25 protein-coding genes are annotated in these 20,443 nt (G+C 66.2%); 12 read left to right on the forward strand and 13 right to left on the reverse strand.

Annotated features, from left to right (window positions below):
• Window positions 1-100 precede the first annotated feature (100 nt).
• Both htpG and ACFWVD_RS20860 read right to left on the reverse strand, forming a co-directional pair.
• Window positions 101-2,062: a molecular chaperone HtpG gene (gene htpG / locus ACFWVD_RS20855; RefSeq protein ID WP_379245170.1), complete on the reverse strand. Its 1,962-nt coding sequence runs from the start codon at window positions 2,060-2,062 to the stop codon at window positions 101-103.
• Window positions 2,063-2,075: 13 nt separating this feature from the next.
• On the reverse strand, window positions 2,076-3,845 hold the full coding sequence (locus tag ACFWVD_RS20860) for a TM0106 family RecB-like putative nuclease (RefSeq protein ID WP_379245172.1): 1,770 nt from the start codon (window positions 3,843-3,845) through the stop codon (window positions 2,076-2,078).
• 134 nt (window positions 3,846-3,979) lie between these two features.
• Here ACFWVD_RS20860 and ACFWVD_RS20865 point away from each other — a divergent pair, with 134 nt between their 5' ends.
• The 8 genes from ACFWVD_RS20865 to rraA all read left to right on the forward strand — a co-directional run bounded on the left by ACFWVD_RS20865 (window position 3,980) and on the right by rraA (window position 8,896).
• On the forward strand, window positions 3,980-4,654 hold the full coding sequence (locus tag ACFWVD_RS20865) for a DUF6474 family protein (protein ID WP_379245174.1): 675 nt from the start codon (window positions 3,980-3,982) through the stop codon (window positions 4,652-4,654).
• A 4-nt stretch (window positions 4,655-4,658) separates the two neighbouring features.
• Complete coding sequence (locus tag ACFWVD_RS20870; RefSeq protein ID WP_379245176.1) at window positions 4,659-5,237, forward strand: hypothetical protein; 579 nt, start codon at window positions 4,659-4,661, stop codon at window positions 5,235-5,237.
• A gap of 40 nt (window positions 5,238-5,277) precedes the next feature.
• Entirely contained in the window at window positions 5,278-5,928 is a 651-nt protein-coding gene (locus tag ACFWVD_RS20875) for a YcnI family protein (RefSeq protein ID WP_379245178.1), read from the forward strand.
• A gap of 92 nt (window positions 5,929-6,020) precedes the next feature.
• Window positions 6,021-6,515 carry a copper resistance CopC family protein gene (locus ACFWVD_RS20880; RefSeq protein WP_379245454.1) on the forward strand — a complete coding sequence of 165 codons (495 nt, stop codon included), beginning with the start codon at window positions 6,021-6,023 and terminating at the stop codon, window positions 6,513-6,515.
• A gap of 7 nt (window positions 6,516-6,522) precedes the next feature.
• Window positions 6,523-7,455, forward strand: a complete 933-nt coding sequence (locus tag ACFWVD_RS20885) for a copper resistance D family protein (protein WP_379245180.1) — start codon at window positions 6,523-6,525, stop codon at window positions 7,453-7,455.
• Window positions 7,456-7,520: 65 nt separating this feature from the next.
• Window positions 7,521-7,979: an SRPBCC family protein gene (locus tag ACFWVD_RS20890; protein WP_379245182.1), complete on the forward strand. Its 459-nt coding sequence runs from the start codon at window positions 7,521-7,523 to the stop codon at window positions 7,977-7,979.
• A gap of 1 nt (window position 7,980) precedes the next feature.
• Window positions 7,981-8,361, forward strand: a complete 381-nt coding sequence (locus tag ACFWVD_RS20895; RefSeq protein ID WP_379245184.1) for a DUF5313 family protein — start codon at window positions 7,981-7,983, stop codon at window positions 8,359-8,361.
• Window positions 8,362-8,407: 46 nt separating this feature from the next.
• Window positions 8,408-8,896, forward strand: a complete 489-nt coding sequence (gene rraA, locus ACFWVD_RS20900; protein WP_379245186.1) for a ribonuclease E activity regulator RraA — start codon at window positions 8,408-8,410, stop codon at window positions 8,894-8,896.
• Window positions 8,897-9,134: 238 nt separating this feature from the next.
• On the opposite strand, the gene ACFWVD_RS20905 is transcribed toward rraA, so the two are convergent.
• Window positions 9,135-9,356 (reverse strand): RNA-binding S4 domain-containing protein, encoded by a 222-nt coding sequence (locus ACFWVD_RS20905; RefSeq protein ID WP_379245188.1) that lies wholly within the window; start codon window positions 9,354-9,356, stop codon window positions 9,135-9,137.
• 109 nt (window positions 9,357-9,465) lie between these two features.
• On the opposite strand from ACFWVD_RS20905, the gene lysX reads away from it, so the two are divergent.
• The 4 genes from lysX (at window position 9,466) to ACFWVD_RS20925 (ending at window position 14,522) form a co-directional block, all read left to right on the forward strand.
• Window positions 9,466-12,789, forward strand: a complete 3,324-nt coding sequence (lysX, locus tag ACFWVD_RS20910) for a bifunctional lysylphosphatidylglycerol synthetase/lysine--tRNA ligase LysX (protein ID WP_379245190.1) — start codon at window positions 9,466-9,468, stop codon at window positions 12,787-12,789.
• A gap of 135 nt (window positions 12,790-12,924) precedes the next feature.
• Window positions 12,925-13,152 carry a hypothetical protein gene (locus ACFWVD_RS20915; RefSeq protein ID WP_379245192.1) on the forward strand — a complete coding sequence of 76 codons (228 nt, stop codon included), beginning with the start codon at window positions 12,925-12,927 and terminating at the stop codon, window positions 13,150-13,152.
• Window positions 13,153-13,186: 34 nt separating this feature from the next.
• Entirely contained in the window at window positions 13,187-13,879 is a 693-nt protein-coding gene (locus ACFWVD_RS20920) for a hypothetical protein (protein WP_379245194.1), read from the forward strand.
• A gap of 28 nt (window positions 13,880-13,907) precedes the next feature.
• Window positions 13,908-14,522 (forward strand): histidine phosphatase family protein, encoded by a 615-nt coding sequence (locus ACFWVD_RS20925; RefSeq protein WP_379245196.1) that lies wholly within the window; start codon window positions 13,908-13,910, stop codon window positions 14,520-14,522.
• Window positions 14,523-14,579: 57 nt separating this feature from the next.
• Here the strand turns inward: ACFWVD_RS20925 and ACFWVD_RS20930 are convergent, their stop codons facing one another.
• From ACFWVD_RS20930 to ACFWVD_RS20975, 10 genes are all read right to left on the reverse strand, one after another.
• The gene (locus tag ACFWVD_RS20930) at window positions 14,580-15,479 is read right to left on the reverse strand and encodes a cutinase family protein (protein WP_379245198.1); all 900 of its coding nucleotides are present in this window, start codon (window positions 15,477-15,479) and stop codon (window positions 14,580-14,582) included.
• Between the two features lie 267 nt (window positions 15,480-15,746).
• Window positions 15,747-16,118 carry a hypothetical protein gene (locus ACFWVD_RS20935; protein ID WP_379245200.1) on the reverse strand — a complete coding sequence of 124 codons (372 nt, stop codon included), beginning with the start codon at window positions 16,116-16,118 and terminating at the stop codon, window positions 15,747-15,749.
• A gap of 10 nt (window positions 16,119-16,128) precedes the next feature.
• Window positions 16,129-16,605, reverse strand: coding sequence for a roadblock/LC7 domain-containing protein (locus tag ACFWVD_RS20940; RefSeq protein WP_379245202.1), 477 nt, complete (start codon window positions 16,603-16,605; stop codon window positions 16,129-16,131).
• Window positions 16,602-17,528, reverse strand: a complete 927-nt coding sequence (locus ACFWVD_RS20945; protein WP_379245204.1) for a hypothetical protein — start codon at window positions 17,526-17,528, stop codon at window positions 16,602-16,604. The genes ACFWVD_RS20940 and ACFWVD_RS20945 overlap by 4 nt, the downstream gene beginning before the upstream one ends.
• The gene (locus tag ACFWVD_RS20950) at window positions 17,525-17,905 is read right to left on the reverse strand and encodes a hypothetical protein (RefSeq protein ID WP_379245206.1); all 381 of its coding nucleotides are present in this window, start codon (window positions 17,903-17,905) and stop codon (window positions 17,525-17,527) included. The genes ACFWVD_RS20945 and ACFWVD_RS20950 overlap by 4 nt, the downstream gene beginning before the upstream one ends.
• Window positions 17,906-18,210: 305 nt before the next feature.
• On the reverse strand, window positions 18,211-18,855 hold the full coding sequence (locus ACFWVD_RS20955; RefSeq protein ID WP_379245208.1) for an SEL1-like repeat protein: 645 nt from the start codon (window positions 18,853-18,855) through the stop codon (window positions 18,211-18,213).
• Window positions 18,856-19,060: 205 nt separating this feature from the next.
• On the reverse strand, window positions 19,061-19,540 hold the full coding sequence (locus ACFWVD_RS20960) for a hypothetical protein (protein ID WP_379245210.1): 480 nt from the start codon (window positions 19,538-19,540) through the stop codon (window positions 19,061-19,063).
• Between the two features lie 133 nt (window positions 19,541-19,673).
• Window positions 19,674-19,928: a Txe/YoeB family addiction module toxin gene (locus ACFWVD_RS20965; protein ID WP_379245212.1), complete on the reverse strand. Its 255-nt coding sequence runs from the start codon at window positions 19,926-19,928 to the stop codon at window positions 19,674-19,676.
• Window positions 19,925-20,176, reverse strand: coding sequence for a type II toxin-antitoxin system Phd/YefM family antitoxin (locus ACFWVD_RS20970; protein ID WP_379245214.1), 252 nt, complete (start codon window positions 20,174-20,176; stop codon window positions 19,925-19,927). The genes ACFWVD_RS20965 and ACFWVD_RS20970 overlap by 4 nt, the downstream gene beginning before the upstream one ends.
• 69 nt (window positions 20,177-20,245) lie before the next feature.
• Window positions 20,246-20,428: a hypothetical protein gene (locus ACFWVD_RS20975; RefSeq protein WP_379245216.1), complete on the reverse strand. Its 183-nt coding sequence runs from the start codon at window positions 20,426-20,428 to the stop codon at window positions 20,246-20,248.
• Between the last annotated feature and the right edge of the window lie 15 nt (window positions 20,429-20,443).

The following is a 20,443-nucleotide window of genomic DNA, read 5'->3' on the forward strand; positions in this document are numbered from 1 at the left end:
TCCATGGTGAACCTGTTCAGGGACCTCGGCACACGTATTTCGCGTGAACAAAACTGCCCGCTACCGGAATTCGGTAGCGGGCAGTTTCGGATGGGCCGGCTCAGACCGTGCGGGTCAGCCGCTCGGTGAGCAACTGAGCGAACCGCGCCGGGTCCTTGAGTTCGCCGCCTTCGGCGAGAACCGCTGTGCCGTAGAGCAGTTCGGCGGTTTCGGCGAGTTCGGGGACCTTGCCTGCTTCGGCGTCGGACTTGCGGGCGTCGTAGGCGTCGCGCAGGCCGGTGACCAGCGGGTGGGTGGGATTGAGTTCCAGGATTCGCTTGGACTCGGGCAGGGCCTGACCCGACGCTCGGTACATGCGTTCGAGCATGGGGGTGAAGTCGTAGACGTCGCCGACCAGGCAGGCGGGGGAACTGGTGAGGCGGTTGGTGAGGCGGACCTCTTTGGCCACCTCGCCCAGCGTGCTGCCCAGCCAGGTGAGCAGGTCGCCGAAGTCTTTGTCCTGCTGTTCGCGCAGGGCTTCGGTTTCCTTCTTCTCGTCCTCGGTTTCCAGGTCGACCTCGCCCTTGGCGATGGACTGGAACGGCTTGCCCTTGAACTCGGGAACCGAGCCGACCCACATCTCGTCGACGGGGTCGGTGAGGATCAGGACCTCGAGCCCCTTGGCCGTGAAGGCTTCCAGGTGCGGCGAGTTCTCTACCTGCGCACGGCTTTCGCCGGTCATGTAGTAGATCGAGTCCTGGCCGTCCTTCATCCGCTCCACGTACTGCGCGAGCGTGGTGAGCTCGGATTCCGAGGCGGTGGACGCGAAAGACGAGACGGTGAGCAGGGTTTCGCGGTTGTCGGTGTCGGACAGCAAGCCCTCCTTGAGGACTCGACCGAACTGCGACCAGAACGTCTGGTACTTGGTCTGATCCTGCGCGGACTGCATGTCCTTGATCGTGGACAGCACCTTCTTGACCAGACGCTTGCGGATCATCTGGATCTGCCGGTCCTGCTGCAGGATCTCACGCGAGACATTGAGCGAAAGGTCTTGGGCGTCAACGACTCCCTTGACGAACCGCAGGTACTCCGGCATGAGTTCTTCGCAGTTGTCCATGATGAACACGCGGCGCACATACAGCTGCACGCCGCGCTTGTGCTCGCGGGTGAACAGGTCGAACGGCGCGATCGACGGAATGAACAGCAGCGCTTGGTATTCGAAGGTGCCTTCGGCCTTCATCGGGATGATCTCGAGCGGCTCGTCCCAGGCGTGCGAGACGTGGTGGTAGAACTCCTTGTATTCCTCGTCGCTCACCTCGCTGCGTGGACGCGTCCACAATGCCTTCTGCGAGTTGAGGATCTGGTCTTCGACCAGGATCTTCTCGACCTTGTCCTCGCCTTCGCCTTCGGTGACCGTGCGCTCGACCTGCATGCGGATCGGCCAGGCGATGAAGTCGGAGTACTTGCGCACGATCTCGCGCAGTTTCCATTCCTGCGTGTAATCGAACAGGTGGTCGTCTTCGTCTGCGGGCTTGAGTTCGAGGGTCACCGTGGTGCCCTGGGGGGCGTCGGGCACGGTGTCGATGGAGTAGGTGGAGCTGCCCGCGGCGGCTTCCCAGCGGGTGCCTTCGGTTTCGCCGGCCTTGCGGGTGGTGAGGACGACCTTGTCGGCGACCATGAAGGTGGAGTAGAAACCGATGCCGAACTGGCCGATCAGTTCCTCGGCGGCGGCGTCGGACTTGGCCTCGGTGAGCTTGCGGCGCAGGTCGGCGGTGCCGGATTTGGCGAGCGTGCCGATCAGGTCGATCACTTCGGCGCGGGACATGCCGATGCCGTTGTCGCGCACGGTCAGGACGCGCTTGTCCTGGTCGACCTCCAGCTCGATGTGCAGGTCGTCTGTGTCGGCGCCCAGGTCTTTGTCCTGGTAGGCGGCAAGTTTGAGCTTGTCCAGCGCGTCGGAGGCGTTCGAGATCAGCTCGCGCAGGAAGGTGTCTTTGTTGGAGTAGACCGAGTGGATCATCAGCTCGAGGAGCTGGTGGGTTTCGGCCTGGAACTCGAGGGTTTCGACGTTCTGCTCAGTCACGCCGCCGATTTTATTACGGTGCCTTCTGCGGCGCTCCCGAGGACCCTGCGTGGTTACGCTGCGCTACCTCCTCCGGGTCCGCCGGTCGCGCCGCGCCGTAATCCGCCAGTGAGGGAACCTCGGCAACTGCGCGCTTCGACATCCATTCGCGCAGGACTTGAGTGGCGCGAACGTCGTCTTCGTTGTAGACGAACAGGCGGGTGCGCTGGGACATGTCGATGTCGTCGTCGTAGCCGACGGCCCGGCGGTACCAGCCCATCGACGCCTCGCCGCCCGCTTCCGGATCGCGCCAGCCGAAGCCCGCGACGGGGGCAATCTTCTTGAGGCCCTTGCCGTTCGGGCAGATGAACTGCTCGGTGACAGCCTGGAACATGTCGACCCATTCCTTCGAATCGACGAAGGCGCGCACTTCCTCGTGGGTGGGGATGCCGGGGCGGCCGGCGAACCGGCGGGCCGATTCGTACAGCCACTTGTCTTCGGCGGTGCGTGAATAGCAGTAGGCGGCAAAGGTTTTGCCCGCGGCGTGGGCTTCGGCGCGACGTTCCATCAGCCAGGTCCAGAACTCGCCGAACGAGCGGCCTTCGTCGGGAGTGGGCAGGGGATCCCAGGTGACGAACGGGCGGTAGACGCCGTCGAGCAGGGTGCCCCACAGGTAGGCGCCGTCCTCCTGGTAACTCTCCAGGTCGACGTCGATTTCCACGTCGGCGCGGCGCACGCTGACCTGCTCGAACCGGCGCACCAGCGGGGCACCGTCGATCCAGGCGCGGGCGGTGACCACGGTTTCGGCGAAGGGGCCGTGCTGCCAGTCCTCGGGGTCCTCGCCTTCCCATGCGGCGAGTTCGTCGACGGTTTCGATGCCGTGCAGGCGCAAAACGTCCGCGCGCGAACCCGGCGCGACCAGGCTGACGTCACGCATCTGCGCCAAAGTCGCCTCGCAACTGGGCTCGCCGTCGGCCCCACGCACCCACCACGGGCACTGCCTGCACTCGGGCACCTTGGACGGCTGGGTCGGCAGTTCGCCGCGCACCACCGCGATGCGGTCGGCGTAACGCTGGTCGTAATCGGCCAGCACCGTGGTCAGGTCGTGCACGAGGATCCGGTCGCCTGCCAGGCCGATCGCGCCGCCGATCAGGGCGGGGCTGGCCATGCCGTACCGCTGCAGCATCCGGTACAGGTGGGCCAGGCGTTGCTGGTCGCGGGGTTGCGGGCGCAGTTTCACCGTTTTGTCGCGGCTGGGCTGCCAGTGGAACAGGTTCGAGGTCAGCGGGTGGAAATCGGCCGGGTCGGGCCTGCGCGGGTCGGTGACCTTGTGGTTGACCACGATGATCGGGATGTAACCGCCGCGGTCGTTGTCGCGCAGCAGAAACTCGACACCGCCGCGTCGACCGGTGTCGGCTTCCTGGGGCAGCAGCCCGCCCCAGATGCGCGCGGCGCCGGACTCGATGGCGGCCATCGTCGCGGCGGCCTTGGCGGCACCGCGCAGTTCCGGGTCGATCACCACCCAGTCGGCGGGGGCGGCGGCGACCAGTTCGTCGCGGATCTTGGTGCGATGGGCGGTGGCGGCGTCGCGACGCTGCTGCACGCCCGGATCCTCGCGAACCTGCGCGAGCACGCCGGGATGCTGCGCGTCCAGCCGCAGGCGGTGCCTGCACCCGATCAGCGAGCGCGCGTCCAGGAACGCGGTGCGCGAACCCCCGCTGTCGGGACCGCGATCGGGCGCAGCGGAAGGGCGGGCCGGGCTACGCTCCGGCTCGCCGTCGAAGTCGTCCTCGGCTGGTCGCACGCAAGCAGTATGGCCTCTCCCCCCGACACATTGCCCAATCGCTACCCTGAGCCCACTACGCTACGAAGAACGGCAGGCCGCTTGGAGGCGGTGCTGCCTCATGACATGGCGAGCATGACGGAGGGCCTGATCTCATGGGGTTGTTCAGCAAGCGTAAGCGGCGGCCCAGCCGTCGCGCTGAGGCGAAAGCGCTCAAGCACAAAGCGGCGGTGGAGGCGAAGCTGGGCGCCAAGAACGAGCGCAAAGCCGCCAAGGCGGGCGAGCGCGTGAACCGGCGCACCGCCAAGGCACAGGCGCGCACGGCCGACAAGGTGGCCAAGGCGCAGATCGCGACCCTGCAGGCCGAGGAGAAGGCCGCACAGAAGGCCGCGGCCAAGGCCGAGCGCGAACTGTTCAGCGCGGGCCAGATCCGCAAGTACATCGGGGTCGCGCGGGTGCTGATCCCGGTGCTGGCGCCGTTGGCCTACCGCGGGGCGACGCTGGTGCGCGGGCAGCTCGACGCGCGCAAGGCGCAGCAGCTGGGCATCGGGATGGACCAGCTGGGCGAGTTCAGCGGGCACGGTGCGCGGCTGCAGGCGCGCATCACCAATACCGAGGAAGCGCTGGACAAGATCGCGGCCGACAAGGGCGCCGATGGCGACACCAAGAAGTTCGTCGAAGCGGCCCGTTCGCGGTTGGCCGATCTGAACGTCGCGGTGAAGACCGCCGAGCAGATGCCCGCCGCGCGGCGCAAGGCTGTGCACGCGTCGATCTCGGCCGAGCTCACGGTGCTGGAAAACGACGTGCTCGCCCGCCTGGGCGTTCGCTGATCCTGTGATCACGCCGCAGCTGTCCTCCCGCTTGCGCGGTGGTGGCTGCGGCGTACTCGTGGGGGCGCTGGCTGTCGCCGCGCACGGGGTCGGTGATGGTGGGGTGCCGCGGTCTGCGGAAGTTGCTTTGCTGCTGCTGGTTTCCGCGATAGCGGGAGTGTTCGCGACGAAGTCCGGTGCGGCCGTGCATGATTCGGTGCCGAAGATTGGCCGACGATGGCGCGAGCTTGTGCCGACCATGAGCGGGCACCCGGTGGTGCGGACGGCCGGTGCGTTGATCACGGGACAGTGGGCTGGGCACTTCGCGTTGTCGGCGACGTTGGATCATCACGGCGGGTGGTTTCATCTGCCGAGCGTGCCGATGATCGCGGCGCACTTGGTTGCGGCATTTGCTTGTGCTGCACTGATTCTCGTTGCTGAGCGGCTGTATCTCGTTGCGTCCAGCGTTGTTCGGGCGGTGCTCGGTGCGCCTTCGCCTGTTATCGGGGCACGGGTTGCTCGCTGGATTGCCACTGTCCGCGTTGTTCGCGTGGCACGTGCGAACGGTGCGCGATGTCCGCGCGCGCCGCCGTCATTCGCCTGATTCGCGATGACATGACTCTTCGGACGACAAGGCAAATCCATTGCACAACTTCATTACTCGTAGCACCGGCACCGTCGCACTCGCGGCGGGACTGGTCGTGGCCGCTTGCGGTTCGGCCGCCGCGCATGTGACCGTCGACGCGCCGGGCGCTGCCAAGGGCAAGTACACCGTGGCCACTTTCAAGGTGCCCACCGAATCCGACACCGCGTCGACCACGGGGCTTCGCGTCACCGTGCCGAACCTGAAAAGCGTTCGGACCGAACCGATGCCGGGATGGACCTCGAAGGTCGAGCGCAATGACAAGGGCGAGTCGGTGGCCGTTGTCTGGACCGTCGAACCCGGGAACACGGGTGTCGGGCCGGGGCAGTTCCAGCGGTTCGTGCTCTCGATCGGGCCGCTGCCTGACCAGGAGACGGTGAATTTCCCTGCGCAGCAGACGTATAGCGATGGGAAGGTCGTTGCTTGGGATCAGCCGAGCACTGACGGTGCCGAGCCTGAACACCCGGCGCCTGCGCTCACGTTGACCGCGAAGAGCGGTGCCGAAGGTAGCGATCATCAGGTCGCTTCGGCCGAACGTCCCGCTGAGACAGACACTGTCGCGCGCTGGCTCGGTGGTATCGGCCTCGCGCTCGGCCTGTTCGCCGCGGCGCTGGGCCTCGGTCTGGTGTTCCGATCCAAGCGGTCGTCGTGATGCGCGGCGCAAGCGGTTCGCCCCAGCCCACGACACTCGGCCCCTCCGCACGACGTCGCACCCCCGCGCGCCTGCTGGTGACCCTGCTCGCCATGCTGTTCGCTTGCGCGTTCGCGGCGGCGGGTTCGGCCAGTGCGCATTCGGGTGCGGTGAGCAGCGTGCCTGAGGACAAGTCGACCGTCGATGTGGGCCCGGCGCGGGCCAGCATCACCTTCAATGAGGAACTGCAGCAGACCTTTCCGACCCTGACCGTGATCGGCCCGGATGGCAGGCTGTGGTCGAAGGGCAACGCGCAGGTCGAAGGGCGAACTGTCAGTGTGGAAGTCGGCGAGTTGGGACCGGTTGGCGAGTACACGATCGCGTTCCGGGTCACTTCCGCCGATGGTCACTCTGTCACCGGGACAAGGACTTTCACGCTGAGCAAGGCGGGCACCGGTACGCCGGGAGCGCGCCCCGGTGCGGATGAGTCCGAGGGCGGCAGCGGCGGCGGTGTGCCCGTGTGGGTGTTCATCGTCGGCGGTGTGGTGCTGTTCGGTGCGGGCCTGGCGGTGGCCTTGCTCGGCGGCCGTTCCGGTCGCAAGAAGTAGTAGTTCGATGACGACCGGTCGCCGGGTACCCGGCTCTACACGGGTCCTGGCACCGGTCGTCATTGCCGCACTCACGGGCGTGGTCTCGGCGTGGATATTGCGTCATACCAACGGTTTTCCGTGGGTGGCGTTCGCGCGGGTCACCGCCGACGGCGCGGGCGCGGTGGTGCTCGGATTGGCCGCGCTGCCCCGCCTCGATGACCGGCTCACCGTCGCCTGGCGCCCACTGGCCGTGCTGGCCGGCATCTGGTTCGCCGCGGAGTTCGCGCTGCTGTTGTGTGAGGCCGCCGAGATCGTCGGCGTCACCGTCACCGAGCTCACCGCCTCGGAGTTCACCACCTTTCTGGGCCGACTCAGCGGCGGCCAGATCGGCATCGCGATCCTGTTCTGCACCGGCGCGATCGCCTGCTACGCGGCCATGGCCTTCCGCCGCCCCGACATAGCGTCGGCCGACCTCGTGCTGGTCTTCGCCGCCGTCGCCCTGTCGCTACGCCCGATCACCGGCCACATGTCCCAACAAACCCTGGGTTCGGTCCTAGCCGCCCTGCACGCACTGGCCGCCGCCTGCTGGCTCGGCCTCCTACTGGCCATGGCCCTGACCCTGCGCACCCGCGGCGCCTGGGCCACCACCCTCCCCCGCTTCTCCACCGCCGCCGCTCCCCTGGTCGCCATCGTCGCACTCACCGGCCTCATCAACGGCCTGGTGCGCCTAGGCGGCCTCACCCCCCTGCTGACCACCGGCTACGGAAGAATCCTGCTGGCAAAGCTCACCATCCTGTGCGCCCTGATCGCCCTCGGCTGGTGGTGGCGCCGAACCTGGGTCCACAAAGCCACCACCCACCGCACCACCGCCGAGACCTCCCTGCGCAACGCAACCCTCGAGGTAACCGTCATGGCAGTCGCATTCGGCCTGGCAGCAACCCTGGCCGTCACCGCGTAGTCGCCTCGGTCACGTTCGGTGTCGAGCGCTATTTCAGACATCCGGCACCTATTACAGTGACGAGCATGACCGAAGTGAGGATTGTTGAGAACGGCAACGCCCCCGCCGAAGCAGCGTTCGCGTTCATCAACGACTACCGCAATCTGCCGAAATTCTGGTACGGCATCGAGTCCTTCACCCCGGTCACCGCGCAGACCGACGGTGTCGGCGCGAAGTTCGACGGGAAGATGAAGCTGGGCCCCGCGTCGCTGACCTCGCGCATCGAAGTCGTGGGTTGGGAAGAGGGCCGGTTGATCGCCACGAAGTCGATCAAGGGCATCGAGATCGTGTCGACCTTCAAGTTCATTCCCACCGGTGACGCGACGTGCACCGTCGACGCGCTGATCGACTTCAATGTCGGTGGCGGTATCGCGGGCAAGGTGTTGGGCAAGACCATCGAGCCGTTCGTGAAGATCGCCGTCAAGCACACCACCGATTCCCTCATTCGGGAGATCGAGAAGAACTACCGCGAACAGCAGTCCTGAGATGAGCGCGCGCAGCACCCCGAATTTCCCCGAACGCCTCGGCTACATCTGCGGCCGGACCTTGCCGCCGTCGATGCGCGACTGGGTGCTGCGCGACCTCACCGGCCCCGGCGCCACCCGCCGCTACCTGCTGCGCATCCTGGTGCCGTTGCTGCCGGTGATGGCCCTGTTCCTGCTGGTGCCGGGCCCCGCGTGGATGGGCCTGTCGATGGCGGCGCTGCTGTATCTGCCGCTGATCTACTTCACCATCGCGCTGACGTACGTGTTCCGCCGCAATCGCCTGCTGCGCCACGATCTGGACCCCGAGTTGGCCGACGCGGGCGCACGTGCCAAGGAACAGGTGCAGCGCACCGCGTACGAGCAGCGGCACGGCCGAGCCTGACAGCCTCGCACTGGCGAAACCGGACCGGCCTGACACAATCTCAGTCATGACCGAATCAGGCAATGTTGTGGCCACCGCCGATCTGGCCGACGAGATCGGCCCGCAGATCCGCAGCTGCGATACGCAGTTCATCCAGTTCGGCGGGCGCGCCGAGTTCGCGGGCCGGATCACCACGATCCGCTGCTTCCAAGACAACCTGCTGGTCAAGCAGACCCTGAGCACTCCGGGCAACGGCCGGGTCCTGGTGGTCGACGGCGGCGCCAGCGTCCACACCGCCCTGGTCGGCGACATCATCGCGGGCCGCGGCGTGGACAACGGCTGGGCCGGCGTGATCGTCAACGGCGCGGTCCGCGACTCCGCGATCCTGCGCACCCTCGACATCGGCGTAAAAGCCCTGGGCACCAACCCCCGCAAGAGCACCCAAACCGGCAGCGGCGAACAGGATGTGCCGGTCGAGTTCGGCGGCGTCACCTTCATCCCCGGCGAAATGCTCTACAGCGACTCCGACGGCGTAGTAGTCCGCGCGGAGGACTGAACTCCCCAATTCCGCCACGCCCACACAAAACCCACCCCCACCTGCGACCCATAGGGAGCAGCGGCCACGCAGTGGCCGTAGCGGCCCGGCCGCGAGTTAGCCGCCGTTGCGTCCGAGGCGCAGCCTCCAGCAACGGTGGCTAACTCGCGGCCCCTCAGGGGCCGCGCTCGAGCGCGCCAGCGCTCCAAAAACACAGCCTCAAACAATCTGGGACCACTCAAACCCCGAAGTCAGGGCACTATCCCTGAGACACTCGCGCTTTGTTCCCCGCCAACAACACAACATCCCCAACTTCCAACTGCCGCCCGCGACGCAGCTCCACCTCGTCGTTGACCCGCACCAACCCCTGCGCGATCACCGTTTTGGCTTCGGCCCCCGAATCGATCAGGTTGGCCAGCTTCAAGAATTGCCCGAGCCGGATGACAACGTCATCAATAGGCACATCGACTGGTTCCGACATGCGCTAATACTTACCCTCTCCCCTGTTTCCGCGAGCAACCGCCCCCGCCCACGGACACGCCGCGCCCACCGCCCCCACCTTCCACGCCGCGGGCACGCACACTGGACCGGTGACTTCCGTGCAAACCGAGCAGCAGCCAACCGTCGAGCCTTCGGCGCAGCCGGGCAGCGGGTCGACCGTGCACCGCCCACACGGCCGGTTGTCCGAGCTACCGCACATCATCGGCACCGCGCTGGGGGTGTTCTCGGTGCTGTGCCTGCTGTGGAGTTTGTCGCCTGCGCTGCGGCATCTCACGCAGGTGCCGCGCCACTACATCGACCAGTACTACTTCGACGCCCCCGAGACCAGTCTCGTGTGGGCGTTGGTGGTCGGTCTGCTGGCCGGTGCGACCGCGAGCCGGAAGCGGATCGCGTGGTGGCTACTGGTGGGCTACATGGTGTTGTTCGCGCTGGCCAATGTCGCGGAGTACACCGACAAGCACGACACCGACGCGCTGGTCGCGTGCGTGGTGCACGTGGTGGTGGTCGTGCTGTTGGTGGTGGCGCACAAGCAGTTCTATACGCGCGTGCGGCCGGGGGCGCTGTGGAAGGCGCTCGGGGTGTTGGTGGCGGGCCTTGGTGTCGGGTGGTTGGTCGGCTGGGGATTGATCGAATTGTTCCCCGGCACTTTGATTTCCGATGGGTGGCAGCGTCCGCTGTGGTCGATGTATCGGGTGTCGGGTGCGGTTCTGGTCGACAACGAGCATTTCGACGGGCGGCCGCCGCACCTGGTGAATTTCGCGCTGGGCCTGTTCGGTGCGATCGCGCTGTTGGCCGCGGTGATCGTGCTGTTGCGTTCCCAGCGCGCCGACAACGCCATGACCGGCAAGGACGAGTCGGCCATCCGCGGCCTGTTGGCCACCGCCGATGTCGAGGATTCGCTGGGCTACTTCGCCACCCGCCGCGACAAGGCGGTGGTTTTCGCGCCGAACGGCAAGGCCGCCATCACCTATCGGGTGGAGCTGGGGGTGTGCCTGGCCAGCGGCGATCCGATCGGTTCGAAGGAATCGTGGCAGGGCGCGGTGCGGGCGTGGCTGCAGCAGGCCGACCGATTCGGGTGGGCGCCCGCGGTGATGGGCGCGAGCGAGATCGGCGCGACCGCCTACCGCGATGCGGGGATGTCGGCGCTGCGGCTGGGCGACGAGGCCATCCTCGACACCCGCACGTTCTCGCTGGCGGGCCCGCACATGAAGCAGGTGCGTCAGGCCGCGAATCGTCTTCGCAAGCAAGGGTATTCGGTGCGGGCGCGCCGGTGGCGCGACATCCCGGCCGACGAGTACGCGCCGATCATCGCCCGCGCGGACGCCTGGCGCGACACCGAGACCGAACGCGGGTTCTCGATGGCGCTGGGCCGACTCGGCGACCCGCTCGACGGGGACTGCCTGCTGGTGGAGGCCGTCGACGGTGACGACCAGGTGCGCGGCATGTTGTCGTTCGTGCCGTGGGGTCGCACGGGGGTGTCGTTGGAGTTGATGCGGCGCGATCCGAGCAGTCCCAACGGCGTGATGGAACTGATGATCTCGCAGCTGGCGCTGACCTCGGACCAGTACGGGATCACCCGAATCTCGTTGAACTTCGCCGTGTTTCGCTCGGTGTTCGAGGAGGGCGGGCAGATCGGCGCAGGCCCGATCCTGCGGGCGTGGCGGCGGGTGCTGCTGTTCTTCTCGAAATGGTGGCAGCTCGAGGCGCTGTATCGCTCGAATGTGAAGTACCACCCGCGCTGGGTGCCGCGGTTCTTCCTGTACGAGGACAGTCGGCAGTTGCCGCGGGTGGCGATGGCGTGTGGGCTGGCGGAGGGTTTCCTGCCGCGGATCGGCAAGGAGCCCGACGCCGCCGTGCACACCGGCCTCGCTTCGGCCGTGCCCGCGACCGTCGCCGGCCTGCACGGCGACGGCAGCCCGCCGGAACTGCCCGACGGCGCCGACACCGACCAGGGTCCGCGCAGGCCGGAGCAGGTGCGGGTGCGCCTGGACAAACTCGACCGCCTGACCGCCACCGGCATCGACGCCTACCCGGTGGCCTACCCGCCGACCCACGACATCGCCCAAGCTCGCCGCTGCCCCAAGGGCACCACGGTGCGAATCGCGGGGCGTATCTTGCGGATTCGCGACTACGGCGGCGTGATCTTCGCGGTGGTGCGGGACTGGACCGGCGAGATCCAACTGGTGATCGACCGCGACCGGGTCGGCGACGAACGCAGCAACGAGTTCACCGAATTCTTCGATCTGGGCGATCTGATCGAGGTGAGCGGGCAGATCGGCACCAGCCGCAACGGCGAACTGTCGCTGCTGGCGCAGGACTGGCGGATGAACGGCAAGTGCCTGCACCCGCTGCCCGACAAGTGGCGTGGGCTGGCCGATTCCGAGGCCAAGGTCCGGCAGCGGTACGTGGACATGGCGATCAATCCGGAGACCAGGGAGCTGATGGCCAAGCGCAGCGCGGTGCTGCATTCGCTGCGAGACTCGTTGTACGCGTGGGGTTTTCTGGAAGTGGAGACCCCGATCCTGCAGCAGGTGCACGGCGGCGCCAACGCCACCCCGTTCCGCACCCACATCAACGCCTACGACCTGGACCTGTACCTGCGCATCGCCCCCGAGCTGTACCTGAAACGGCTGTGCGTGGGCGGCATGGAGAAGGTGTTCGAAATCGGGCGCACCTTCCGCAACGAAGGCGTGGACTTCAGCCACAATCCCGAGTTCACGATCCTGGAAGCCTATGAGGCGCACAGTGATTACCTGCAGATGATGCACCTGTGCCGTCGACTGATCCAGCACGCGGCGATGGCGGCCAACGGTGCCGAGGTGGCGTTGCGGCCCACCGACGACGGCTTCGAGACCGTGGACATCTCCGGTGAGTGGCGGGTGAAGACCGTGCACGGGGCGGTGTCGGAAGCGATCGGCACCGAGATCACCGCGCGCACGGAAGTGGACCGACTGCGTGAATTGTGCGACGAAGCGGGCGTGCTCTATCAAAGTGGTTGGGACGCAGGGCAAGTGGTGCTGGAAATGTACGAGCACCTGGTCGAATCACAGACCACCTACCCCACGTTCTACCTCGACTTCCCCACCTCGGTCTCCCCGCTGACCCGCTCGCACCGCAGCATCGACGGGCTGGCCGAACGGTGGGACCTGGTGGCTTGGGGCGTCGAACTGGGCACGGCCTACAGCGAACTCACCGACCCGGTCGAGCAGCGGCGCAGGCTCACCGAACAGTCGATGCTGGCCGCGGGCGGCGACCCCGAGGCGATGGAACTGGACGAGGACTTCCTGCAGGCCCTCGAACACGCGATGCCACCCACGGGCGGGCTCGGCATGGGCGTCGACCGGGTGGTCATGCTGATCACCGGGCGCAGTATTCGCGAAACGCTGCCGTTCCCGTTGGTGAAACCGCGGTAGAAACGGGTACAGCTGTAAACGAATCGCAGCACACCGGCGATCACTATCTGCTCCGAAACCTACAGCGACAGCGCTAGTCTCGGAGTTCCGGCGCCGGGAGGGATGTCGGATCACCAATACTCGGGATGGGATCACATGTACCTGGACTTGCTCACCACCGCCGCACTGGTCGACCCGCACGTGTTCATCGACACCGTAGCGAGCTCGGACGCGGTCAACGCCACCACGGACCTGCTCGCGAAAAAGAAGAAGAACAACAAGGGCATGATCATCGGCGGCATCTGCTGCCTGGTCGTGGTGGTGCTGATCGTGGGTGGCATCTACCTGATGAAGAACAAGAAGAAGGGCAACGGCCAGCCATGATCTGATCCGGGGCTCGCGGCGATAGCCTGCGTACATGGCTAGCGAACGCAGCGAGTCCCGCGACGGTTACCTGCTGGTCAAGGGGCTGTCGGCGACCATGGTCGGTGCGGTGTTCCTGCTGCTGCGCATGTTCGCGATCTCCGACTACGAGTGGGACAGCGCCTTCGCGCTCGCCGACATCCTCAGCCTCGAAGACGTGGTCGGCATGGTGCTGGGCACCCTGATGGCCGACCCGGTGCTCGGTGGTGCGGCGATCGCGGTGCTGTGGCCCGCCGCGATCGTCACCCGGATCCGGATGGGTAGGCCCACGTGGGACAACGCGGGCAACCTCGCGTGGCTGATCATCGTCACGCTGTTCGCGGTGTCGCTGCTGCTGAGCTTCCACATGTGGTGGGTGCTGGTGTTGACCTTGGTGATCGTGGCGGTGGTGACGTTCCTGCTGCGGGCGGGCGCGCACGGTCAGGACCGGTGGGGCGCGGCCGTCGCGCACTGGTACATCGCGGGCACGGTCGTGCTGATCACCGTGATCGGGCTGGTTTTCGCCGCGGTGCTGCGGGTGCCGTGGGCGCCGCTGGAGCGGATCGAAACCAAGAAGGGGCCGGTGGTCGGGTACGTCATGCGGGTGTCGCCGGGCTACCTCGATGTGCTGGTGGAGAAGGGGCGCGACATGATCGTGGTCGATACCGACGAGGTCACCGCCCGCGAGGAATTGGACGAGGCACCGTAGTTCCAGCCGGGGCCCCTAGGGTGTGGGGGTGCAGCTGATTCTTGTGCGTCATGCCCAGCCCGAACGCGTCGTGGGGGTTACCACCGGCGCGGACCCCGGTCTCACCGAGATCGGGCGTCTGCAGGCCGACCGGGTTCCGGCCGTTTTGGCGCCGCACGCGATCACCCGGATTGTCAGCAGCCCGCAGCGCCGGGCCCGCGATACCGCGCTGCCGACCGCGACCGCGCGCGAACTGGCCGTCGAGGTCATCGACGATCTGGCCGAATACGATCGCGACCTGCCCGCTTACATTCCGATCGAGGATGCGAAAACCGAGCTGGCGCAGGCATATGCGCGGATCAAGGCCGGGTATCTGCCCGATGAGATCGATGGGCCGGCGTTCACCGCGCGGGTGCTCACCGCCGTCGACAAGCTGGTTGCCACAACGGCTCCCGATGACACGGTCGTCGCCTTCGCTCACGGCGGTGTCGTCAATGTGTTGCTCGCCGCCGTCCTCGGCCTACCGCGACCGCTGACGTTCCCCATCGACTACTGCTCGGTCACGCGAATCCTGTACTCACGCACCGGCACTCGCACAGCGGCCACCATCAACGAGAACGGCCACGTCTGGGACCTGCTGCCACGAGCCCTGTCTCGCAAATAGACCCAGCGCAGCAAAAAGCCCGGCGCCGCAGCACGCGACACCGGGCTCCAGGAAACGTCAGGCCTGCTGAGCGATCCAGTTGTGCATCCACGAGATAGCGGTCTGCCCGCCACCCACCGAGTAACTGCCGTACAGCGTGTGCGCCTGCGAGCGGTAGAACTGCTCGAGATCCTTGGCCCGCTTCTGGTTGGCGGCGTCGGTGAGCTGCGCGCCCAGTGTCGGCACGCCGCCGTGCATCATCAGGTCGTTCATGATGGCGCCCGCTTCGATCTGGTAGCGCCACAGGTTGGCCGGGTTGGCGTCCGAGCTCTGGGCAAGGAAGCCCGCGAAGCGCGTTACGAAATCGTCGGTGGCGGTGGCGCAGTACAGGTCGTCGACCGCGCAGATGGTGCGCGTGCGGTCGCTGAGCCAGCCGAAGCCGCCCGGACGAGCACCACCGGCACCGGCACCCGCGGCGTGCGGGCCGACCTGCACGTCGGAGGGCGAGCGGCGCGGATCGGAGATCAGGCCGACCGCGGCGACCCGGTCCTGCGGGATCGTGCTGATGCCGGTGCCGATCTCGGCGGCCAGATCGCCTGCGGCGTCGGCACCCTGGCTGTAGCCGACGATGGCGGCCTTGGTGTCGCCGCAGAACGCGAGCTTCGCGGTGATCAGCGAGCGCGCGGCATCCACGGCCTGCTTCTTGGAGTTGCCGTAGACATCGCCTTCCCAGGGGAACGCGGTCGCGGCGTAGGTGACGTAGTCCACGTCGGTGTTGCGGGGTAGGCCGTTGGTGACACCGGCGAGCATGCCGGGACCGGGCGACTTGTCGTGGCCGGTTTCCCACGTGCCGGGAATGGCTACTACGTACAGACTCGGGCAGGCCGGCGCCGCGTGCGCGCTCGAGCTGCCGACAACAATTCCGGACATCGTCGCGGCGAACGCTCCCATAGCCGCGACAACCTTCTTCACCTGCATACCGCTCCAGTCCAACCTTGCCCGCGCGTGCACGGGCAAACCCCGATACCTGACGTTGTGGCCCCAGACCTCGCCGCGAATCACAATAGGCGTCCGGGTCCCGCCGTGCCACATGACCGGTGATCTTGTGACTCGACGCACCGATATTGTCCCGTGCGCGAGCGAACAGCACGGGTCGATCAGTTGTCCCAGCGTTCATTTCGAACCGAAGACATGGAAATGTCGGCGGCACACCAGCGCCGCCGACATCCCCCTGGGACGAAACCCCTAGACCTCGAGGTCTTCTTCGATGCCCTTGAGCTTGTGCCGCGACAGCGCGAGATTGGCGCGGCCGCGATCCAGGGCCAGGTACAGGAACAGACCCTTGGACTTGCGCCCGGTCATCGGACGGATCACGTGGTACTGGGTGCCGAGGGTTATGAGGATGTCCTCGATCTCCTCGTTGAGGCCCAGCTGCTCGATGGTGCGCATCTTCGCTCGCACCACCTCGGTGTTGCCCGCCGCGGCGACCTGCAGGTCCAAGGACTTGCTGCTGCTGAGCATTCCCAGTGCCATACCGCTGCTGTAGTCCACGATCGCGGCGCCGATCGCGCCGTCGATCACCATCATGTCCTTCAGAGCCAGATCCATATTCGACATGTCGTGCCTTTCATTCGAGTGCCGGCGTCGCCAGATGGGCGGCGATGGCGCGTGCTACCGGTCGCGACTCCAGGTGGAGTCGGCCGACGTTTATTTCCGGACCCGCGAGCACGGCAAGGCAGGTGTAGCCGGCGGCGTAGATCACCACCTGCCCCTCCGTGCCGTGCACGACGACCTCGTTGAAGCCGCCGCCGTGCGCGGTGTTGGCCAGTCGGTACGACAGCGACAACTGCGCGGCCGACAGCGCGGCCATGCCCGCCGGTTCCAAGTGGGCGGGCAGGTCGTGTTCGATGAGCAGACCGTCACCCGAGGCCACCAGCGACCCCACGATCTGCGGTAGTCGCTCACGCAACGACTTCAGCTCGGCTTGCACCACCGGATAGTGCTGTGGCGCACCGTGTTCCGGCCTGCCGTTGTCGGGCGCGGTCATCGGCACCTTGGTCAACCTTCCCCTCCATTCACCGAGCAGTTTCTTCCGCACGGTCACGCAAGCTCCTCCAACGCCGCCCTGAGCCGGATGAGTATTTCGCGATCCACCTGTTCCCACTGTTCGGGTTGTCCTGGGTGGGAACGGGTTACGCGAAACTGGGTGGACGCGGTCGCTTCCTCGTCGATCGCGTGCCTGCCCGATCGTGCGCCCGTTCCCTGCGGGGAGCGGACCGGTCCCAAGCTGCCGGGTATGCGTTTGGGCAGCGAGGGCACGTGGGGTGTCGAAGTGTTCGACGGTTCGTGGTCGGCCGGTGTTGGCGCCAGCGTGAGGTGGCGGCCGCGGTGTTCGCCTTGGACCTGCTGCGGTGGCTCGATCACGCCCGCGGCGGTGAGTTGGCGCACGGCGACCAGGCAGCCGTAGGTGGTGCGGCCCAGATCCCTGGCGATGTCGGCGATGCTGCGGCGCGTGTCGGCCGCGGCCAGAACTTCGACCTGACTTCCGGTGAGCAACAGGTGGTTTCGCTTGACCCTCCGTGCGGGCACGACCGGGACCATGGTCACCAGGTCAGCGGACCACGCGCTGTCGTCGCTGTCGCTGCGGCGTTCGCATTCGTGCACGAGCGCGCGGGGGGCGATGTGACAGACCGGCGCCAGCCAATGTTCCGGTGTGGCAAGGAATTCCGGCTCGTCGTCGGAGGCCAGCAAGAAATAGGCGGCGTCGAATACCGACAGCAGCGCAAGTGTTTCCAGTTGGGGGCGATGGAGCAGTGGGCCGGGGTCGCCCGCACCCGCTCTGCGCCAATCCTCCGCCGTTGCTACACCGGCCTCCACGGCCAATCTGTCGAGGCCGATGGTTCGCTCGCAACCCACCGATGCGATAGTGCCGCGCACCAGGTGGAATTCGCCGTCGCCCGCGCGCAATATGCCGGTGGAGCCTTCTTCGCCGAGGCGATGCAATTCGTCGGCCAGTGCCACGCTCATCGGTTCCCGCCCGTCAATTCCTCCAGCGCCGACCGCAGTTGGTAGCGGGCCATGCCCAGATTGCCGGTGTCGCCGTCGAATTCGACGTGCATGAACAGTCGGCCGTCGAAGTCACCGTCGACCAGGTGCAAGAGGTGAAAACCCCTGGTCCGGCACACCACGATCTCGGTGAGGTCGTCGTCGGCGCTGCCCAGCGCGGTGCACCCCAGCGCCGCGCGCACCACATCGGTGGTGCCCGCCGCGTCCTCGTGTTCGTCGATGCCGTGGCGCTGGCCCGCCCCTGCGATGGCCAACCCACTCGCCCCGTCCACCAGTGTCACACTGCGCGCCCCGGGAATGTCCATGATGCGCTTCAAGCAGCCATCAAGTGAATTCACCGCGCCCCCGAACGTCCTCGTTTGTCGATCGGGAACGACGGTATACCCGCGGGCTATTCGCCGCATCTCGAACGCCGGAAAATTGCTGTCGCACAATATGTTTGCTGAGGTTTGCTGGTAAACCGCGCGGTATCAATACTTTTCAGTAACTCGCCCGATGGTTCGCTGCCACCCGCTATAACCGGTGATCACTGTGCGATTCCACTGTTCAGCGATTACCGGGCGAACTATCGTTTCGGATTCTTCGCAAGCATCGCCGAATCGAACGCGCACTGTTCCCATCGATGGGAACGCAATAGTGCGAATCAGCCGGCCGCGCGGCGGTACCAGGCTTGCGCTTCCCGGTGCGCGCCTTGGGATTCCAGCAGGGCGGCCAGATTCGCCATCGCACGGGGGTGGCCCAGATCTGCGGCGCGACGGAAGCAGCGGCGGGCCTCAGTGGTGGCGCCACGGTCTCGCAGCAGCATGCCCAAGTTGTTCACGGCATCGATGTCACCGTGATCGGCGGCCTCGCCGTACCAGGCTTCGGCATCGTCGAAGCGGCGCTGGTCTTCGCACAGGCGCGCCAGGTTGTACATCGCGTCCACGTGGCCCGCCATGGCCGCGTGGTGGTACCAGGTCTCGGCGTCCACACGGTCCCCGGACTGGTAGAGCATCGTGGCCAGGTTGTACATGGCGTTGCTGTTGCCGCCCGCGGCCGCACGGCGGTACCAGGATTCGGCCTCGTCGAGCTCGCCGAACTGATCCAGCAGCACCGCGAGATTGTTCATCGACCGCGTATGACCCGCCGCCGCGGCACGCCGAAACCACAGCTCCGCCGCCTCGAAATCGCTGTGGTCGTGGTAGAAGTGGGCAAGATTGTGCATGGCGGTACCGTCACCGCCCTGCGCGGCTCGGCGAAGGTTCGCCAACGTTCCCGGCGGCAACGGCACAGCTCCCCCTCGGATCACCGGTTACACCTAGACACGGAAAGTCTATGTGCTGCACCGGAGATGAGCTAGGTCGTTTGCCGAGGCACCGAACCTGTTGCACCACATACCCGTTCATACCCCCACGCACATTCCCCGCAAACCCGCAGGTACCCGGCAACGTGTCCGGTTTCCACGGCCGATCCGCCGTGTGTGGGGGGAATGACAAATATTGAGCGACTACTCATCACATGCGAGCGATTTCCGCCACCACGAACTCGGTCCTCGCACCAGTCGATCCGAGGTCGTTGTTGACCTGTCCCGAGTTGGTGACGGTCGCGCGGAAACGCTGGCCGCGGGCCATGTCTGTCAGGTTGACGCCCACATCGGGGGTGAGGGTCACAGCGGCGTTCCAGGTGCGGGCGTCCGAACCGGTGCCGATGCGTGCTTCGATCACTGCCTGCCCGCTGGCGTTCACGTACGCGTGCGTCACCTCACCGTAGACGTCTGCCCGCCGACCCGCGTAATCGCCAGGGCGAGCCACCATTTGCGCCAGCTCAGCGTCGAGCGGCGGGAAGTAAGGTGTCCCATTTCCCACATTCGGCATACCAGCCGACCCGAAATCCAGTGGGCCGATGGCGGGAGCCGGCGGGAGAGCCGACGCGACGGGAGCCAGCAAGACAGCCGCGATGGCGGCAATGACCGTGGCTTCCAACAACTTTCGCATATTCACTTCTTTCGGGAACGCAGTACTTCGAGAACTAGCTGAAGCTAGCAGAGGGGCGCGTATGCCCGAAACCAGTTGTGAAGTGCCACAAGGTAAGACGCCGGAGAGCCGAGGTCCGCAGGTGATACGGCTGTCAGTAGTGGAACCGGGCTTGCTGTACCACCACGGTGTCGTCGATAACCACGTAGACCAGGCGATGCTCTTGGTCGATGCGTCGCGACCAGGCGTTGTCGGCGAGGTGCTTCAGTCGTTCAGGTTTGCCGATGCCGTCGTATGGGTCGCGGGTGATGTCGCGGATCAGCTCGTTGATCCGCTTCACCTTCCGCCGGTCGGTCATTGTCCAGTGGGTGTAGTCGTCCCAGCCGTCTTCGGTGAACGTGATCTTCACTCGACCAGCGCCCGCTCGGTATACTCACCGCGGCGGGTCGCTTCCAGGCTTCGTAATAGTCGGGCGGCGTTGGCCGGGCTCGACAGTAGATACGCGGTCTCCACCATGGCGTCGTAGTCCTCCTTGGACATCAGAACGGCATTGCCCTTCTTGGACACGATCTCGATGGCGGTGTGATCCTGGTTGACCTGCTCGATCAACGGGAACAGACCTTTGCGGGCATCAGTGGCGGTCAACGCAGTAGTCATGCATTTAATAGTACCAGAGTGGTACCTGATTAGGTACGACTGGAGATCGGCGCCAGAGTTCTAGACTGATCAGCCGCCGTCTCGCATCCGAGAATCCGCATCCCGTTCATCGAAAGCCGAGCGTGCGTACGAGGCATCCTCGTCCGGTATCGGCCCCAGCTCCTTGTCCCAGGACGCGAGGAGCTCGCCCAACGCGGCGCGACGAGCACATCGCGCGACGTGCTCGGTCAGTGCCTCGTCCACCACGGCCATACTTTTATGCTACCG

Source organism: Nocardia sp. NPDC058666, assembly GCF_042714895.1.
GTDB lineage: Bacteria > Actinomycetota > Actinomycetes > Mycobacteriales > Mycobacteriaceae > Nocardia.

What these genes read in the sequence shown, in the direction of transcription:
- ACFWVD_RS20865 (WP_379245174.1), top strand. Translation starts at nt 3,980, where the DNA reads ATGGGGTTGTTCAGCAAGCGTAAGCGGCGGCCCAGCCGTCGCGCTGAG.
- ACFWVD_RS20880 (WP_379245454.1), top strand. Translation starts at nt 6,021, where the DNA reads ATGCTGTTCGCTTGCGCGTTCGCGGCGGCGGGTTCGGCCAGTGCGCAT.
- ACFWVD_RS20885 (WP_379245180.1), top strand. Translation starts at nt 6,523, where the DNA reads ATGACGACCGGTCGCCGGGTACCCGGCTCTACACGGGTCCTGGCACCG.
- ACFWVD_RS20890 (WP_379245182.1), top strand. Translation starts at nt 7,521, where the DNA reads ATGACCGAAGTGAGGATTGTTGAGAACGGCAACGCCCCCGCCGAAGCA.
- ACFWVD_RS20895 (WP_379245184.1), top strand. Translation starts at nt 7,981, where the DNA reads ATGAGCGCGCGCAGCACCCCGAATTTCCCCGAACGCCTCGGCTACATC.
- rraA (WP_379245186.1), top strand. Translation starts at nt 8,408, where the DNA reads ATGACCGAATCAGGCAATGTTGTGGCCACCGCCGATCTGGCCGACGAG.
- ACFWVD_RS20905 (WP_379245188.1), bottom strand. Translation starts at nt 9,356, where the DNA reads ATGTCGGAACCAGTCGATGTGCCTATTGATGACGTTGTCATCCGGCTC.
- ACFWVD_RS20915 (WP_379245192.1), top strand. Translation starts at nt 12,925, where the DNA reads ATGTACCTGGACTTGCTCACCACCGCCGCACTGGTCGACCCGCACGTG.
- ACFWVD_RS20920 (WP_379245194.1), top strand. Translation starts at nt 13,187, where the DNA reads ATGGCTAGCGAACGCAGCGAGTCCCGCGACGGTTACCTGCTGGTCAAG.
- ACFWVD_RS20930 (WP_379245198.1), bottom strand. Translation starts at nt 15,479, where the DNA reads ATGCAGGTGAAGAAGGTTGTCGCGGCTATGGGAGCGTTCGCCGCGACG.
- ACFWVD_RS20935 (WP_379245200.1), bottom strand. Translation starts at nt 16,118, where the DNA reads ATGTCGAATATGGATCTGGCTCTGAAGGACATGATGGTGATCGACGGC.
- ACFWVD_RS20945 (WP_379245204.1), bottom strand. Translation starts at nt 17,528, where the DNA reads ATGAGCGTGGCACTGGCCGACGAATTGCATCGCCTCGGCGAAGAAGGC.
- ACFWVD_RS20960 (WP_379245210.1), bottom strand. Translation starts at nt 19,540, where the DNA reads ATGCGAAAGTTGTTGGAAGCCACGGTCATTGCCGCCATCGCGGCTGTC.
- ACFWVD_RS20970 (WP_379245214.1), bottom strand. Translation starts at nt 20,176, where the DNA reads ATGACTACTGCGTTGACCGCCACTGATGCCCGCAAAGGTCTGTTCCCG.
- ACFWVD_RS20975 (WP_379245216.1), bottom strand. Translation starts at nt 20,428, where the DNA reads ATGGCCGTGGTGGACGAGGCACTGACCGAGCACGTCGCGCGATGTGCT.